Raw genomic sequence first — 14605 nt, 5'->3', positions numbered from 1 at the left:
CGAACTCAAACCATAGTTCCACATGTATAAAGTTTACACTTATAGACCGAACTACTGAACCAAACGGAACGTGTCACGGGCAATTACCAGTTCTTCGTTCGTTGGGATAATCAGTACTTCTACCTTCGAATTTGCAGTTGTAATCCGGCGAACCTCACCAGAACGAATAGCGTTCAATGATTCATCCAGCTCGATGCCGAGGAATGTCAGTTGTTCCAGCACTCTCTTACGCAGAACAATGGAGTTCTCGCCTACGCCTGCCGTAAATACAATTACGTCTACCCCGTCCATTGCGGCAGCATATGAACCAATATATTTACGCAGACGGTATTCATACATTTCAAACGCCAATGTAGAATTAGGCTCGCCTTTTTCCATACCTTCAGTGATTTCACGCATATCACTGCTGATACCAGAAATAGCTAGCAGTCCACTATGCTTGTTCAGCATGGAATTGACCTCATTGACAGTCAATTCTTCTTTGTTCATGACATAAGGCACGATCGCTGGGTCCAAATCACCACTACGAGTACCCATCATAAGTCCTTCCAATGGAGTCATACCCATGGAAGTATCTACAGACAAACCACCTTGAACTGCTGTTACACTACCACCATTACCGATATGGCAAGTGATAATCTTCAGGTCTTCCAAAGGACGGCCGACAAATTTGGCAGCTTCCTTACTTACGAAGTCATGGGAAGTGCCGTGTGCACCATAACGACGAACCTTGTACTTATTGTACAACACTCTCGGTATCGCGTACATATAAGCTTTTTCTGGCATAGTTTGATGGAACGATGTATCAAATACCACAACTTGCGGTACTTCTGGCATATTCAATTCAGCCGCTTTAATCCCCATCATGGATGCCGGGTTATGCAGTGGAGCGAGGTCGAACAAGCGACGAATTTCACTCTTCGCTTCAGGAGTTACGAGCGCTGACTGCTTGAAGATTTCGCCTCCATGAACCACACGATGGCCCACAGCCTGAATTTCGCTAATGCTGGAGATGACCCCATGCTCTGCATCTGTGAGTGCATTCAGCACTTTACGGATGGCAGTTGTATGCTCCAAAATTTCACTAACTTCAGTGAATTCTTCCTTATTGGTTGGTTTATGCGTCAGAATCGAAGAGTCCATACCGATGCGCTCTACCAATCCTTTTGCCAGAACGGACTCGTCCGTCATATCATATAATTGGTATTTCAGGGAAGAACTCCCTGCGTTGATTACGAGAATTTTCATATCCGGTCACCATCCTTGTCATACTTAAAGAACCCTTCGCCTGATTTCACGCCCAGATTACCTGCACGCACCATTTTCTTCAGGACGATGGACGGACGGTATTTCAGTTCGCCAAATTCACGGAACATCCGCTCCAGAGCCGCCAAAACGGAATCCAGACCAAAGCGGTCAGCCATTTCCAAAGGACCGTTTTGGAAGTTGTAGCCGATGCGCATAGCATCATCAATATCTTCCGCGGAAGCTACGCCCTCTTGAAGTACATGAGCTGCTTCGTTAATCAGGAGGCAGATAATCCGGCTAGTTACAAAGCCAGGAGATTCATAAATCATGACTCCTTTTTTCTCCACGATTTCTTCCACAAACATTTTAGTGTTTTCAAATGTTTCGTCTGAAGTTTTCAAACCACGGATAATTTCTACAAGATCAATGCGGGATACTGGATAAATAAAGTGCATACCAATAACACGCTCTGGATACTTGGTCGAGCTAGCAAGCTCGGTCAGGCTCAGCGTGGATGTATTACTTGCAAGAATGATGTTGCTTGGACACACATGATCCAGCTCTTGGAAAACAACTTTCTTCTCGTCCAGATTCTCTGTAATCGTTTCAATGACCATATCACAGCTAGCAAGCTCTGCCAGATGAGATACTTTTTCAATACGAGATAAAATCAATTTTTTCTCTGCTTGGGTAATTGCCCACTTTTCCAGTTGTTTGTCTAGACTTGTTTCAATCATATTATAAGCGTAGTCTAGTTTCTCTGGTGTCTGCTCTACTAGCAGCACATCGATTCCTTTGGACGCAAGCATTTCAGAAATACCTTGTCCCATGGTGCCGCCGCCAATGACGCCGATTTTTTTAAATTGCATGGTTCTTAATTCCACCCTTTCCTGGTCACTCTCATATATTGTATCCTTCTTTGTCGAAAAATACATGTTTATGTCCCAATAGATAATAATATCTTAGCACGGACTAAAAGTAAAAAAAAATAACCAGCATAAAAAATTATGCTGGTAATAAAGCATTTTCACTAAATTGACATCTAAATTGATCTCCGGACAGGGTTTCTTCCTTCATCAAGATGTCAAGAGAATTGTCGAACACAGGACGATGCTTTTCCAACAACTCCAATGTCCGACTATGCAGGTCATTCATTATCTCGCCATTTTCCCGCATGAGTTCCTCTTTTGTAACCATTTCCATGTTAATAATCCCAAGAGAAGTCAAACCGGAAGTCATCATCGTATGAACGATGTTTAGCGCCTGCTCAAAATCGTTACTAGAGCCAGTACTTCGACCGCCGTAGTACATTTCTTCTGCCGTAGCCCCTGCGAGAGAGATCATAATCTGCTCTTCCAGATACTGCTTGGTATACAAATAATGCTCTTGCTGTGGATTGTGACGTACATAACCGAGCGCTTTCCCGCGCGGGCTGAGCGCTACTTGACTTACGCTACCAGGACGAACGATTTCAGCCATAATAGCATGCCCCAGTTCGTGAATCGCTACCCGCTTTTTCTCTTCCAATGTTGATTCTCGGTCTGTTTTTTCACCCATCATCACCTTGTCAATCGCCATGGACAGATGACTCTGCGCAATCATTTGTTGATCCTGTCTCATTGCATAGATGGCTGCTTCATTCATGACGCTCTCCAACTGTGCACCGGAAAAACCGTAAGACTCCTCTGCGATTTTGTCCAAATTTGCATCTTCCTGGATCGGTTTGTTTTTGGCATGAATTTTAAGGATATGAAGACGGCCCTTCTTATCAGGCAAATCTACTTGAATATGACGGTCAAAACGCCCTGGACGTGTTAAGGCGCTGTCCAGCATTTCTTTACGGTTTGTGGCTGCAATGAGCAATATCCGCGGAGTATCTGCTGAATAAATGCCATCCATTTCTGTCAGCAACTGATTCAAAGTTTGATCATATTCTCGTTGCTGTCCACCCTCACGCTTACCACCAATAACATCAATCTCGTCAATAAAGATAATTGCGTTTTCTTTCTTTTCCTTGGCTGCACGAGTGCGAGCCTCCCGAAACAACTCGCGAACACGACCTGCACCAACACCCACGTACATTTCAACAAATTCACTGCCTGAAGCTGCAACAAACACAGAATTAGTATAGTGTGCAGCTGCTTTTGCCATTAGTGTTTTACCTGTTCCCGGAGGGCCTGTAAGCAAAACGCCTTTTAATGGACGGATGCCAAACTTGGAAATTTCATCATGTCGATTCAAAAAATCCAAGGCTTCACGCAATTCCTGTTTTGCGCTTTCTTGCCCACCAATTTCCTCAAAAGTCAGCTTGTCCGGTCCATTTTTTTTACGTTTGCGCTCTTGCCCTGCACCTACGGCCAAGCCTCCGCGTGCGTGCATAAGCATTAACAAGCCGCTGAGCATCACGCCCGCAACCAGAAGAGGTATAATATTCACCCCAATAAAAACGAGAAATATAATGGTCACCGGCACAATACCGATTAATATTTCCTTGATCCATCTAGGCATTAGGCCATACCCCCATTTGCTGAGATTGACGTGGCAAAACGATAAATTTCGTCGCATTGCCTTCGCTGAGTCGGATATAGACATTGTTCGAATCCATATCGGTATCAGCCTTGATACCTGTCTTCTTCTTTTTCATCTGATCAACTGTAGATGAAATTTGAGTATACTTTTTATTTTCCATCGCTTCGGCTACAGGAAACATAGCATCAGACCACCATTGATCCAGTGCGGAATTGGAATGATCAGCGATATCCAGCTTAATAGTGCGACTGCCAATAATGGATTGCCCTTTTTGCTTAACCACATCAACTAACCCAGCCACATCTGCCTGCGGTTTAAGATCTAGTTTCAATACGACCTGATCCTGTTTAATATCTATTTGAGCGCTCGTCACGCCTGGATATTGAGATACCAGTTTTTCCAGAGGACTTTGCATTGTAACCTGACGGTAAATGAACCATCCTCCAAATAACAACAAGGCTGCCAAAACGGTCGCCACAACAATAGGAACTGCACGCAATTTCAAACAACATCCTCCTCTCAAAATGTAAAACCCAGAAGAAACGGGACGAATGTCAACAAACAACCAAATTGCATGATCTTATAGCGATCAGCAACTCATTTTTCTATCATTTTTGTCTATCACTTATGAAATATAGTATATCATAACGTGAATCTAATATCGAAGGCAATGTGTGGAGGAGTTGTAATGAGGCAAAATCTTTTTCTCCAGGTTCAAATCCTTTCACCCCGCTATTGCCCGCCATAAAGATGAATTTGTCTTAGGAGAAATATTAGTTAGGTAAAAGTGCTTCGCTAGCTTACAACTAAGCATCACGGCGCAGTTATAAAAAAGACGCAAATACGATTTAATTCGTATTTGCGTCTTTATTTATTAATGCTGTGTTAAAGCTCTTAAAGGAACATCATGCCGCCATCAATCAGAGGAGATTGTCCAGTCATATAGTCGGAATCTGGGCCGGCTAGGAAGGATACAAAGGCTGAAACGTCTTCAGGTGTGGAAAGACGACCGAGGGCAATTTTGCTACCAAATTCCTTGGTTGCATCACCTGCTGCTTCCCCTTTGGCAGCTGTGATTTCTTTATCAATTCCGCTCCACATCGGGGTTTGTACAATCCCGGGACAATAGGCGTTTGCTGTAATACCATATTGGGCATATTCCTGAGCAGCGGTCTGCGTTAGTGCACGCACTGCAAATTTAGTTGCGGAGTAAATCCCCAGATTAGCATTCCCGACATGACCTGCCTGTGAGGAGGCGTTTATGATTTTGCCACCGTGTCCCAGTTCCTTAAATTTAGTGGCTGCTGCCTGAATGCCCCACAGAACACTGGTTACATTGATATGAAACAGCTGGTCAAAATCAGCCAGTGTAACATCTTTCAATAGCTTGGCAGGAGCAATCCCCGCGTTATTGACTATGACATCAAAGCCTCCAAGTTTTTCAGCTGTTTCCTGAACAGCAGCAAAAACCTGATCCCGGCTCGAGACATCGACTTTAATTGCCAATGAGCGTCCTCCTGCCTCAGCAATCTCACCAGCAACACTCTGAGCTGTATCTTTATTTAAATCCACAACTGCAACGGCAAAGCCATCTTGACTTAGACGTAAACAAATAGCTCGTCCAATACCTTGACCTCCACCCGTTACCAATGCAACTTTCCCATCCATTTTTCCCATGTTCATGAATCTCCTTTTTGATATAAGTAGTCATGATAACATAGCCACAAAATTATGGGTTACGTTAGTCTGCATCTACAATTAAACCATTTTAAGGTAAAAAATATTATGATATATGTAATAGACTACATCTTTAACTATATTTAGGGAAATATAAAATACCGTCAGCTTAAGTAATATGTTTTTTAAGTTAGACTCCATAAGTCTTTTTATAAATACAAATCAAACAAAAAGGCGTAAATACGATGTAATTCGCATTTACGCCTTTAGTCTTCAATCCTTCAAAACTAGAAATTCTTTTACAGCATTACATGTTGTGAAAATGGACTACAAAACGCTCCCACACTACTTTCACCAAACCTCATACCAACTCAGTTATTAGGCAAAGTATACTTTATCCCCGTCGATCCCCCATCAGAGAAACGATAAAAGGTATAGATATGATGGCTTCCATCATCGTAAAACAACTGCCAGACATATTCGCCATTAAACACACTCGGTTGGAGTCTTACAATTTTTGTGTTTGGAAGTTGCTGCTGAATTATCGCTGTCATTTTTTGCTCGTCGACTCCGTTTTTCATCAGCTCGGTATGAACGCCGCTTGGATCTGCGGCAGGTACGTTAGGCTGTCCCTCCGTTTTTTGAAAAGGTACCCACACCATTATATCTTCATTCTGTGCGTTTTTTCCTTGAACCACCCAATATATCTGATCCCACACAGACTTCCATGTCTGAGTCGTGCTAACCAGACCACCTGATTGCTTGGCCTTAATGATAGCGGCATTTTCCTCAGCCACCTGGTCTTGAGTAGCATAGGAATAATACCAGAAAATGCTGACCAGGATCAATATTACGGCCAGAATGGCGACCGCTATCCATTTTTTCTTATTTTTCAAACCTGTGCTTCCTCTCTAAGGGGATGTGACACCTGAATTAGCGCGACAGCAGCCCTTCAAAGGCAGCTTGTGCCTCATGTTTGATACGTTCCTCGTCCATCGTCAGGCACTCGCCATTTTTCACAACCTGACGACCGTCTACCCATACATGAACCACATCTTTGGCACTTGCAGAGTAAACGGCATGGGAAATAAGATCTGTACGCGGCAAGAAATGGGCCTGATTCAGATCTAACGCGATAAAGTCAGCCTTGTTGCCTGCTGCCAGCGCACCTACCTCTTTTAAACCAATCGATTTTGCACCATACTCTGTTGCCAGACGCAACGCTTCATTTGCAGGTACTGCCGTAGGGTCGCCAGATACTCCCTTGTGAATAAGGGCCGCCAGACGCATTTCCTCGAACATGTCCAGGTTATTATTGCTGGCAGGACCATCTGTTCCAAGAGAAACGGTAACTCCTGCACGCAGCAGTTCAGGTACTCTCGCTACACCACTTGCCAGCTTCAAGTTGCTGCCCGGATTATGTGAAACCGCCACACCTCGTTCTGCTAATAATGCAATTTCCTCGTCGTTTAGGTGAACGCCATGGGCAACCAGTGAAGGACGGGAGAAAAAGCCAAGCTTATCTAAGTGTGCAACTGGACGTAAACCATAATCGCGTACGTTTTGCTCAACTTCGGCGATCGTCTCGGACATGTGCGTATGCAAAGGTAAATCAAGATCATGTGCAGCTTGGACAAATTTCTCGATGAACGCAGGTGGACAAGTGTATGGAGAATGTGGAGACATCATGGCTGTGATACGTCCGTCTGCTTTACAATGCCAGTTACGTGCAAAAGTCACGGCCTCAGCCAGCTTAATCCGCTGCTCCTCTTCCGAACATAGTCCAATGGCTCCACGCATCAGACTTGCACGAATGCCCGAGTCTTCAGCTACACGAGCCACTTCATCCATATGATCGTACATGTCCAGGAAAGTTGTGGTTCCACCTTTCAGCATTTCCAGCACTGACAAGGATGTTCCCCAGTACACATCCGTGGATGTAAATTTGGCTTCCATAGGCCACATTTTTTCCTGAAGCCATACTTGAAGTGCCAGGTCATCTCCATATCCTCTCAGCAGAGACATCGCTGCATGACCGTGAGTATTAACCAGACCAGGTAAGAATAATAGCCCTGTACCGTTGATCGTTTCCGTCTCTTCCTCACCTGCAGGCAAAGTCTCGCCAATGTAAGTAATACGACTATCCTCCACAATCATAAAACCATGGATTACGCCTGCCTCGGCTCCATTCACGGCAAAAGAACCGTTTTTAATTATCCACTTGTTCACTGTCATATTGCGCTTCTTCCTTTCCGTCCTCCAGATAATAAGCGAGGCTAAGCAAATCAGTTGTAAAGTCTGTGGCATGTATCCGAATATTAGCTGGTGCCTTAAGAATGATAGGTGCAAAATTCAGAATTGCTCCAATCCCACTCTCAATGAGCCTGTCAGCCACATGCTGTGCTTCAAAATCAGGTACAGTAATAATCCCGATTCGAATATTTTTTTCTTTCACAGTCGCTTCCAGTTCATCCATTGGCTGAACGACTAAGGTGTTGATTCTGGCCCCAACCTTGTCTGGAAATGCATCAAATACCGCCACAATCTTCATATTGTCTTTTAAATAGGCGTTATAGTTCGATAGGGCTTGACCCAGATTACCCGCTCCGACTAATACTACATTAATTTGCTGATCGATTTTCAGGATATGGCGTATTTTCTCAATTAGATAAGAAACATCATAACCAATACCCTTCCGACCAAAATCTCCAAAATAGGCAAGATCCTTACGAATTTGGGCCGGATTTAAATCTAATCTCTGTCCCAACTCTTGAGAAGAGACCGTAGCCACTTCACGTTTGTGCAGTGCATTCAGATAACGTAAATATACGGGTAACCTCCGTACGACAGCCTCTGAAATTTTATCTGATTTCATACTTGCTCCCCCTAATTGTAACGGACTTTAATTGTCCGTCCGTTGTGCCTCCGTCTACGGGGCGGATTGGAGCCATTCAGCGATGCGGGGCACCATTTGCTCCGACGGCATATGCTCCATTTTGGGTCCCGGTAACGAGTACAAAAAGTGCTTTCCGTAATAGGATTCGATCACACGCGTATCGTAGACGATCACAACTCCGTGGTCGCTCGCTGTACGTACCAATCGCCCAAATCCCTGTTTGAAGCGAATAACTGCTTGCGGTACAGACAGCTTCATAAATGGATTCTTCTTCTGTTGCTGGAGCAGCTCACTTTTTGCCTCCAGTAACGGGTGATTGGGCGGTTGAAACGGCAAGCGGACGATAGCCAGACAAGTCAAAGCCTTACCTGGAATATCGACACCTTCCCAGAAGCTGCTGGTTCCCAGCAATACAGAAGCCTTGGCTTCCTGAAAACGGCGAGTTAGCTTGCTGCGACTCCCACTGTCCACACCTTGTCCTAACACGGTAATATCACTGGATGCCAGCGCCTCTTTGAGCGGCTCATATACTTGTCGGAGCATCCGATAGGAGGTAAATAGAACGAGCATTCTCCCCCGTGTCGCCTGAGCGGTCGCTCCTAGAGAGCTAACGAGCATCTCTACAAAGTGTGCATCCCCGACACTGCCCTTCACACTCGGGAAATCCCGCGGAATGACCAACAACACCTGATCCCTGTAATTAAAAGGTGACGGGAGCTGAGAAGTCATTAAACGTCCTTGGTCCGCAGCCTCCTGCAAGCCGAGTTGTTCGGTCATGTACTGAAACGACTTATCTACCGATAAAGTAGCAGATGTCAGAATAATACTTCTTTTTTTGTCAAAAAACATTTCTTTTAACTGGCGGCTCACATCGACGGGCACCGCATAAAATTGCAACGATTTACTACGGAATTGCCCACTCGCTTCGAGCCAGTATACGGTTGTTTCATCATCGAGTCGTATAAAGAAACGTAAATTTTCCCTGATTCCCGCCAAATCCTTAAAGAGACCCGTGATATCTGTAATGAGACTATCCGCCGCATAATCGTCATGCTCTTCCTTGACATCCAGCATCAGCTTGTCGCCCTTGCGCAAAATTTCGCTCATTGTTATATAAAGCTGATTTTCCAATGCCGCCGCCTGATCCCACTTGGCAGGCTTGGCTGACGGCTTGAGACGCGAAGAAAATTGCCCTGTTTCACCTGGTGTAGCATCCGTTCGCTCCGGCAACATGCCAAACAGCTTATCGCTCAGCAGGTCCCAAGTTTCCTTAACCTCTAACACGAGCGGATACAGCTGGTCAATGGTCGAAGCCCATTCTGTTGACTTCTCATGCCCCGACTTTGCCAACTGCTGACGTAGCGAAGGCAATTGTCCATTCTTACTGTCCTTGAACAACCGAGTCAGCGTGTGCACGAGTGTGAAATATTTCATATGCATGCCTAGGTGCTTACCGGCTACTTCCTCTAGATGATGGGCCTCATCAATGACCAGATGTTCATAGCTGGGCAATAGCTGGTGACTTGCTTTGACGTCGGTGAACAGCTTGGAGTGATTCGTAATAACCACATCCGCAGTTCCTGCTTCGTGACGTGCACGATGATAGTAGCACTTGCGGAACCATGGGCAAGAACGACCAAGACAGGACTCGGAATCACTAGCTACCGTTTCCCAAAAATCCCCTCCACGGTTGCTCAGATTCAACTCCTCATCATCACCGGTTTCTGTCAGCGTCAGCCAGACGATCATTTGAGCCGCTGTAATTAAGTCTTCCTTTGGTGTCGCGAAGTCTCTTCTGTTTATTTTATGTTCAAACTTACGCAGACACAAATAATGCCCCCGACCTTTAAAGATGGCAGCCCGGAACGGGAACGGAATCACTTTTGTCAACATCGGAATATCACGCTCTCGCAATTGCTCCTGCAGATTAATAGTATGCGTGCTTACAGTGACCCTCTGCCCATATTTTACACTGTGATATAGTGACGGAAGCAAGTAGCCTAGGGACTTCCCTGTTCCTGTACCCGCCTCAACCAACAAATGTTTATCTTGGCTCAGGGCTTGATTTACACCTTCAATCATTTGTGTTTGCGCCTCGCGCTCCTCATATTGGCTCAAGGATGAACGCAAATTGTCTCGCACATCATCCATATATTCCTCAAAGGAAACGCCTGACAGTGGATTCGGATCATCTTCTCTACGCGGAGCAGCCAGCTCGGTCCAATCTTCCACTTTAAGCGCAAGCTGACGGAAAAACTGATGTTTATCCAAATCCTGAATAGGATCTAGCTCTTTCTCTTCTCGTAAGCCGTCAAGAAACCAACCCAGGTCACTGTCTTCCTCTGCGAACAAATCGCTAAGCCGCTGTATCGTTATCAGAGGGAGTGCTTGAAGCTCTCCCAGACACTTTAAAAACACCTCAGCCGTAGCCAACGCGTCGCTGTCTGCTTGATGAGGGCGGTCATGCGCCAACCCGAACTCAGAGGAAACAAAACCCAACTGATAAGAAGATAGCGATGGAAACATAATTTTTAGAAAATCCATCGTATCCAAAATTCTACCGCTAAAGGGCAAGTAACCGCATCGATCCAAAGCATTTTGCAAAAAATTAAAATCAAACGCCACATTATGACCGACCAACACGACATCGTCCAGCATAGGCACGAGTTCCATCATCATTTCTTCGAGTGCAGGTGCTTCCTTAACGTCATCGTCTGTAATTCCGGTCAATCCGGTGATAAAAGGTGGAATAGATCTGCCAGGGTTTACATAAGAGCCGTAAACACGGGAAATGCTGTTATCATGATCTATAATTGCAAGTCCGATTTGAATGATGTCATCCGCGGACTGGGTGCCTGTCGTTTCAAAATCCAATACCGCAAATTTCATTCGAGCTTAATCCTTTCTTATGACACATACAAAAATAATAACTCTGTATAATAGCATAGCAGAAGATTGTCTGTTTGGAAATTAAGACAGCCAAAAAAGACGATGCACACGCCGCCTAAGGAGGGGCATGCATCGTCTTACTGCGGTGTCTGACAACTACATCCAGGTCGACATGGAGCTGTCGTATCGAAGCTTCTCGTTACCTGACAGACAGGCTTCCATATTGTGCAGTGGCTCGGGCAATGTTGGGTCAAACTGGTGCGCGAGAGCAAAATATTTTTGCGCCTCTTTTACGTCAGCCTGCATTGCCATCAAACAGCCTAGCGTATTATAAATGACCGCCTTTAGCCCTGGTTGTTCAGTCAGGTGCAGCACCTTCTGAAAATGACCTATAGCCTTTGCTGGATCGTCCAGTTGAAAATACGCCATCCCCATATACATACAACTTTGCCAGCTGTTCGGAAATTGCTGTAGCACCTGCTCAAACTGCTGAATTGCCTCAGGGTACATAAGTAATCGATAATACCCCTGCCCCCGGTTAAAAGCTGGCAGCTCCCTTTCAGGCAGCTCAGCATCAGACATATCGCTTTCCACGGAAAAGCCGGCCGCACGCAGGCAAACCATTTTTTCCTCAAAGGCCAGCCACTCATCCATAATTCCGTCACTCATTCTCCGCAGCAGACTCCAGTGCTGTAGCAGCTCCTGCCTGCGGGGGCCCTGGGCTGATGGGTAATGCTTCACGATATCATCTAACATGCTGTTCATTTCTGCGAATACATGCTGGAACATGTGCATCCCGCCCTTACGAAAGATGGATTAATACAATCACATTTTTCGCTTAAAAGAGGGGTTTCATCCGCCTTCCCATTCATTACATGATCGTTGCGTGTACTTCCTTGTTCATCGTTTGGGCTGGTTTATTATGCTCGTCAACAAATACCACAGTTGGCTTGTATGTTTTGGCCTCTTCATTGGACATGGAAGCATAAGAGATAATTATGACTGTATCACCAGGCTGTACCAAACGGGCTGCCGCACCGTTAAGACAAATCACACCGCTCCCACGCGGTCCGGGGATCACATAGGTTTCCAGTCGAGCCCCATTGTTATTGTTTACAATTTGAACCTTTTCATTCTCCAGCAGATCTGATGTCTCCATCAAATCTTCATCGATGGTAATACTCCCCACATAATTCAGGTTGGCTTCGGTAACCGTCGCACGGTGAATTTTAGATTTCATCATGGTTCTAAACATGGGAAAGCACCCCCACTTTCTGTATTCTTGTATTGTCAATCAGTCGGGTATTCCCAAATTTCACAGCCAGTGCAACAATAACGTCTTCCTGCACATCACACAGGCGCTGCTCAGGGCGAAGGGCCTCCAGACCAGGAAATGTTAATATTTCAATGTAATCAATATCTGCCAAAGGAGATGAGGCGATGGTCGACTCCACCATTTGATGTAACTGCTCAATCGTAACGGTGTTCTGTACAACATCTTCGCTCACTTCTTGCACCTTGCGCAGCGACTGGGACAGCACCAACGCCTGCTCACGCTGTTCCGCACTCAAATACACATTGCGGGAGCTAAGGGCCAAACCATCGGTCTCTCTGACGATAGGACAAGGTATGAGGGTCACATTCATATTAAGATCGGTCACCATCTGTTGAAGCACAGCAACCTGCTGCGCATCCTTCATTCCAAAAAAGGCCAAATCAGGACCTACCATGTTAAACAGCTTGGCTACTACTGTAGTTACACCATCAAAATGGCCAGGACGAGAAGCACCGCACAAGCGATCTGTTAACGCGGATACACGAATTTTGGTTTGGGTTGGCTGTGGATACATTTCTGCCACAGTCGGCAAAAATACTATGTCCACGCCTTCGCGTCGCGCTACCTCCAGATCACGAGCCTCATCGCGAGGATAGCTGTCCAAATCTTCGTTAGGTCCAAATTGAATCGGATTTACGAAAATGCTAAGCACCACCGTATCTGCCATTTCACGCGCCTTTTGCATCAAGCTCGCGTGCCCTTCGTGCAGATATCCCATTGTCGGTACAAAACCGACTTTATGTTGCTGCAAAGAGGCAGAATCGTGTACCGCTTTTGCTCCATTGGCCCCAAGCTGTCGACGTTCGGCTATAACCTTACGCAGTTGAGCCACTTCTCTTACGATGATCATGACTGAGATTCCACCTTTTCCTTGGCTTGTTCCTGTGCTTGTCCTTTTGCCTGACCGTACAAGGACTCCAGGGATTCCACAACGCGATCATCCGCGCTGAATACATGCTCTTGAGCCGGGAACGCCCGCCCTTTCACATCGCTCACATACTGCTCAATGCTGCTACGGATCAAGCCGCCTACATCGGCATAGGTTTTAACAAAGCGTTTGCTGTAATAAGGCGATGCATATTGAATTAGATCGTGATATACGAGTACCTGACCATCACATCCACGTCCTGCACCGATTCCAATGGTTGGAATGGAAAGTTCCTTAGAAATCGCCGTTGCCACTTCCTCAGTCACCAATTCCAAAACAATACCAAAGGCACCCGCCTGCTCTAACGCCTTGGCATCTGCCATCAACCGGCGTGCGTCTGCCTCGTCCTTCCCTTGAATGCGATAGCCGCCAATCTGATTAACTGATTGCGGAGTAAGCCCGATATGTCCCAGCACAGGCACACCTGCCTGAACAGTCGCTTTTACGACATCGGCAATTTCAGCCCCGCCCTCCAACTTAACAGCATGCGCATGTCCTTCCTGCATCAGACGGCGGATGCCTTGAAGACTTTCTGATATGCTGCTGTGATATGTCATAAAAGGCATGTCCGCTACGATAAATGTATGCTCAGCGCCTCTTGCAACTGTCCGGGTATGGTACACCATATCATCCAAGGTCACAGGGATCGTTGAATCGTAACCAAGAACTACGTTACCCAGCGAATCACCCACGAGAATGATGTCAATTCCCGCTTCCTCAGCTATCTTAGCCGATGGATAATCATAGGCGGTCAGCATACTGAGCGGAATGCCCTCCTGCTTCATTTTTTTCATTTTTACAATGTTCAGTGCTTGTTTTCCTGCCATTGCGAATGGCTCCCTTCCATCTTTTTTTGGCACAAAAAATAACCTTTCATGAACGCTTGTACGTCTGCGTCATCAAAAGGTCCGAACAGCCAAAAAAGACACTCATTTTGAGATCGTCCCTTCTGTCTCGGTCCTGTTCGGCTCAGAGCAGAATCCAACGTAACCTTCAAATGAAGTTATGATGGTCTTACAAACTTGCTAAAGTAGAGCATGTGCCCTTGGAGTGCAGCTCGGACCGTCCGATGCCGCCTCCTGCACAGTATAACAAAAAACAT

General features: G+C 45.7%; 13 protein-coding genes. All 13 read right to left on the bottom strand.

Annotated features, from left to right (window positions below; all coding sequences use genetic code 11):
* Positions 1-51: 51 nt before the first annotated feature.
* On the bottom strand, positions 52-1248 hold the full coding sequence (locus tag ABEW32_RS16900) for an acetate/propionate family kinase (RefSeq protein WP_430189575.1): 1197 nt from the start codon (positions 1246-1248) through the stop codon (positions 52-54).
* On the bottom strand, positions 1245-2117 hold the full coding sequence (locus ABEW32_RS16895) for a 3-hydroxyacyl-CoA dehydrogenase family protein (RefSeq protein WP_430189572.1): 873 nt from the start codon (positions 2115-2117) through the stop codon (positions 1245-1247). Before ABEW32_RS16895 ends, ABEW32_RS16900 begins: the two co-directional genes overlap by 4 nt.
* Before the next feature lie 136 nt (positions 2118-2253).
* A complete protein-coding gene (locus ABEW32_RS16890) occupies positions 2254-3756 on the bottom strand; it encodes an AAA family ATPase (RefSeq protein WP_430189569.1) in 1503 nt (500 codons plus the stop codon).
* Positions 3749-4282: a hypothetical protein gene (locus ABEW32_RS16885; RefSeq protein WP_430189566.1), complete on the bottom strand. Its 534-nt coding sequence runs from the start codon at positions 4280-4282 to the stop codon at positions 3749-3751. Before ABEW32_RS16885 ends, ABEW32_RS16890 begins: the two co-directional genes overlap by 8 nt.
* A gap of 389 nt (positions 4283-4671) precedes the next feature.
* A complete protein-coding gene (locus tag ABEW32_RS16880; protein WP_430189563.1) occupies positions 4672-5454 on the bottom strand; it encodes a (S)-acetoin forming diacetyl reductase in 783 nt (260 codons plus the stop codon).
* Between the two features lie 371 nt (positions 5455-5825).
* A complete protein-coding gene (locus tag ABEW32_RS16875; RefSeq protein WP_430189560.1) occupies positions 5826-6350 on the bottom strand; it encodes a cell wall elongation regulator TseB-like domain-containing protein in 525 nt (174 codons plus the stop codon).
* A gap of 37 nt (positions 6351-6387) precedes the next feature.
* A complete protein-coding gene (locus ABEW32_RS16870) occupies positions 6388-7689 on the bottom strand; it encodes an amidohydrolase (RefSeq protein WP_430189557.1) in 1302 nt (433 codons plus the stop codon).
* On the bottom strand, positions 7664-8329 hold the full coding sequence (locus ABEW32_RS16865; protein WP_430189555.1) for a redox-sensing transcriptional repressor Rex: 666 nt from the start codon (positions 8327-8329) through the stop codon (positions 7664-7666). The genes ABEW32_RS16870 and ABEW32_RS16865 overlap by 26 nt, the downstream gene beginning before the upstream one ends.
* A 54-nt stretch (positions 8330-8383) precedes the next feature.
* On the bottom strand, positions 8384-11239 hold the full coding sequence (gene dinG / locus ABEW32_RS16860; protein WP_430189553.1) for an ATP-dependent DNA helicase DinG: 2856 nt from the start codon (positions 11237-11239) through the stop codon (positions 8384-8386).
* Between the two features lie 156 nt (positions 11240-11395).
* Positions 11396-12028, bottom strand: coding sequence for a tetratricopeptide repeat protein (locus tag ABEW32_RS16855; RefSeq protein ID WP_430189551.1), 633 nt, complete (start codon positions 12026-12028; stop codon positions 11396-11398).
* Between the two features lie 82 nt (positions 12029-12110).
* The gene (gene panD, locus ABEW32_RS16850) at positions 12111-12494 is read right to left on the bottom strand and encodes an aspartate 1-decarboxylase (protein ID WP_013371641.1); all 384 of its coding nucleotides are present in this window, start codon (positions 12492-12494) and stop codon (positions 12111-12113) included.
* A complete protein-coding gene (gene panC / locus ABEW32_RS16845; protein ID WP_430189549.1) occupies positions 12487-13425 on the bottom strand; it encodes a pantoate--beta-alanine ligase in 939 nt (312 codons plus the stop codon). The genes panD and panC overlap by 8 nt, the downstream gene beginning before the upstream one ends.
* On the bottom strand, positions 13422-14330 hold the full coding sequence (gene panB, locus ABEW32_RS16840; protein ID WP_430189546.1) for a 3-methyl-2-oxobutanoate hydroxymethyltransferase: 909 nt from the start codon (positions 14328-14330) through the stop codon (positions 13422-13424). The genes panC and panB overlap by 4 nt, the downstream gene beginning before the upstream one ends.
* Positions 14331-14605 lie beyond the last annotated feature (275 nt).

This window comes from Paenibacillus jamilae (assembly GCF_050482105.1).
Classification (GTDB): Bacteria; Bacillota; Bacilli; order Paenibacillales; family Paenibacillaceae; genus Paenibacillus; species Paenibacillus jamilae_B.
Note: the sequence above shows the minus strand (reverse complement) of the source record. Positions and strands in the feature narration are given on the sequence as shown.